This window comes from Halorubrum sp. AJ67 (assembly GCF_000513435.1).
The window spans coordinates 435,559-438,130 of record NZ_CBVY010000003.1 but is presented as its reverse complement, the minus strand read 5'-3'; the positions used below and the strand labels follow the sequence as shown (position 1 = coordinate 438,130).

5 protein-coding genes are annotated in these 2,572 nt (G+C 66.3%); 2 read left to right on the top strand and 3 right to left on the bottom strand.

What is annotated here, in order from left to right; all coding sequences use genetic code 11:
• Positions 1-249 (top strand): aldehyde dehydrogenase family protein (locus tag BN903_RS05370; RefSeq protein ID WP_048076712.1); only part of this gene is annotated, 249 nt, incomplete at its 5' end.
• Between the two features lie 39 nt (positions 250-288).
• Here the strand turns inward: BN903_RS05370 and tenA are convergent.
• Both tenA and BN903_RS05360 read right to left on the bottom strand, forming a co-directional pair.
• Positions 289-948, bottom strand: a complete 660-nt coding sequence (gene tenA, locus BN903_RS05365; protein WP_048076711.1) for a thiaminase II — start codon at positions 946-948, stop codon at positions 289-291.
• Between the two features lie 213 nt (positions 949-1,161).
• Positions 1,162-1,437 carry a cytochrome C oxidase subunit IV family protein gene (locus BN903_RS05360; RefSeq protein WP_048076710.1) on the bottom strand — a complete coding sequence of 92 codons (276 nt, stop codon included), beginning with the start codon at positions 1,435-1,437 and terminating at the stop codon, positions 1,162-1,164.
• A gap of 155 nt (positions 1,438-1,592) precedes the next feature.
• Between BN903_RS05360 and BN903_RS05355 the strand changes: the two genes are divergently transcribed.
• Complete coding sequence (locus tag BN903_RS05355; protein ID WP_048076709.1) at positions 1,593-2,111, top strand: hypothetical protein; 519 nt, start codon at positions 1,593-1,595, stop codon at positions 2,109-2,111.
• A gap of 69 nt (positions 2,112-2,180) precedes the next feature.
• On the opposite strand, the gene BN903_RS05350 is transcribed toward BN903_RS05355, so the two are convergent.
• Positions 2,181-2,572, bottom strand: a 392-nt coding sequence (locus BN903_RS05350; RefSeq protein ID WP_048076708.1) for a halocyanin domain-containing protein, incomplete at its 5' end; no start/stop codon positions are given.

The window sequence follows — 2,572 nt, the reverse complement described above, 5'->3', positions numbered from 1 at the left end:
GACACGGAGTACGGACTCTCCGGGGCGGTTCACTCCGGCGACCTCGGCACGGCCAAGGAGATCGCCGACCGCATGGAGACCGGCAACGTCCACATCAACGACCAGCCGATCAACGACGAGGCGCACGTCCCGTTCAGCGGGATCGGCGCGTCCGGCGTCGGCCACTACAACAGCGACGCGTTCTTGGACGAGATCACCGAGACGAAGTGGATCTCGATCCAGCACGACCCGCGCGAGTACCCGTTCTGAGGGCACGGACCGATTCCGATCCGGCCCGTCTCTCCCGCCTCAGACGGACCACTCCTCCCGGTCGTAACACATCCCCCAGAACGCGTGTTCGAGCCGGGCGCTCCGCAGGAACGCCGCCCGCATGGCGTCGCGCTCGCCCGGGTACGCCTCCCCGTACCGGTCGACGAGTTCGCGCATCCACGCGACCGTCTCGCGAAACGCGTCGCTCGTGTACTTCTCGATAAACGGGGTGTACCGGTGCTCCTCGCTTGCGAGGTCGGCCATGTGATCGGCCACGTCGAGATACCCCTGTCCGCACGGGTAGACGGCGGCCGCGATCTCCGCGATCGATCCCTCGTGGGCCGTCCGCACGAGGAAGTCCGTGTACGCGGCGCAGGTCGGTGCCTTCTCGACGGCTTTCAGGTCCGCGGGCGAGAGCCCGTACTCGGCCGCGAACGACCGATGGAGGTCCATCTCGTCCGCGAGGGTGGCGTGCGCGGTCCCCGTCAGCCGCCGGGTCGTCTCTTCGTCGTCCGCCGCCGCCCCCGCGAGCGCGAACACGCGGGCGTAGTCGAGCAGGTACCGGTAGTCCTGTTTCACCCAGTGACGGAACGCCGCCTCGTCGAGGCTACCGTCCGCGAGTTCGACGACGAACGGGTGTTCCTTCTGTGCGTCCCAGATCTCCGATCCGGCGTCGAGGAGTCGGTCGCTGAACGCCATAGACGACTCACTATCGAAGTTCGGCCGTGATATAACTAACTAATACCACTAATTAATACACAGGGAAGCGGAGGATTACGGGTGTCGAGAGCGACATCGAAACGGATCACGGCGACGACGAGACCGCCGGAGAGGCGTCGAAAACGGGTCAGGTGACGGAGAAAACGAATCGGAACAGCGGTGCGTCCGCGAGTCGGCGCGACGACGGCGCGTCTACGAGATGGAGTACGTCGCGGCAGCCATCAGCAGCATGGTGAGCGCGAGCGCCATCCCCATCAGGTAGGTCAGCGAGCGGTTCTCCCACCGGAGGTGCTGGAAGTACGCGACGATGAGCAGCGTTTTGACCGTCGCTATCACCAGCGTGCCGGCGACCGCCTGTGCGTAGGTGAACTCGACGAACGAAGACTCAAAGAGGAGGAAGTTCAGCGTCGCCGCCACGAGGAGGGCGACGTATATCGCCGAGTACAGTTTCACGGAGTCGTGCGCCATCTTGCCTTCCTCTTCGTCCCTGCGCTTAAAGAATTAACCATCCGGGGGTACCGCCTCAACGCCCGGCAGCCGCACCGACGGGTCGAGTCCCGAAACGCCTATGCCCACGACGGTCGGACGTTCGGGCGGTCGCAGTACACGACCGGTATCCCGCCGTGACCCCGCTCGAACCGACGGACGATCTGCTCGAATCGCTGTACGTCGTCAACAAGGTCGCGAAGCAGTTCGCCGACGAGGCGACCGCCGCCTACGAGCGCGGCGACGTCACCGAGAGCAACGTCCGATCGGCGCGAAAGGACGCGCTCTACCGGCTCAAGACGGCCGTCCTCTCGCGTATCGTCGCGTACGACGCGGAGCGGGTCACCGGCGAGTACCACGCCATCAACGGCGACGTGTGGCTGTTTCTCACGGTCGGCGACTGGCACTTCCACCAGCCGCCGCACGCGATCGGCGGCGACCTCACCGACGACATCGAGATCTCGAACTCCCGGGCGGAGCCGCTCGACGCCCCCTACGTGCGCGACGCCGGCGTGGAGCGCTCGGACCGCACGCTCGACGAGGCGCTCGCTCACCTGGCGGACGCCGGCGTCAACGCCAACGACCACCTCGCGCGGCCGACGGTCACGGGCGAGCACGACCGGATCGTCGACGTCCGCTGGTCGTTCCTCTCGTGAGTCTCCGGTGACTCTCGCGCCGTCGGAAAAAATCGCGTTCGCGTCCCGAACCCGTCCGCGGTGTGCGGATCAGGCCTCGACGACTTCGATCGCGCCGAGCATCCCGTTCGCCGAGTGCGGAGTGCACTCGTAGAGCTGGATGCCGGTGTTGTCGAACGACTGCTCGAAGGTGTACCCTTCCTCGCTGACGGTTTCACCGTTGTCGAAGTCGGACTCGGAGTCCTCCACGGAGGCCACGTTGTGGCCCCCGCCGTTCCCGGTCCACTCCCAGACGACGGTCGTACTGGAGTCGATCCGGATCGCCGCCGGCGAGAATCCGAAGCCGACGTCGCCGGTCCCGACCTCGACGGTGACCTGGTCCTGTCCGGTGAGGTCCTCGATGGACCCGTCGTACTGGTTGGCGTCGGCGAGGTACTCGTCGATCTCGGTCGGCACGTCGCCACCGTCGCCGCCGTCGGACC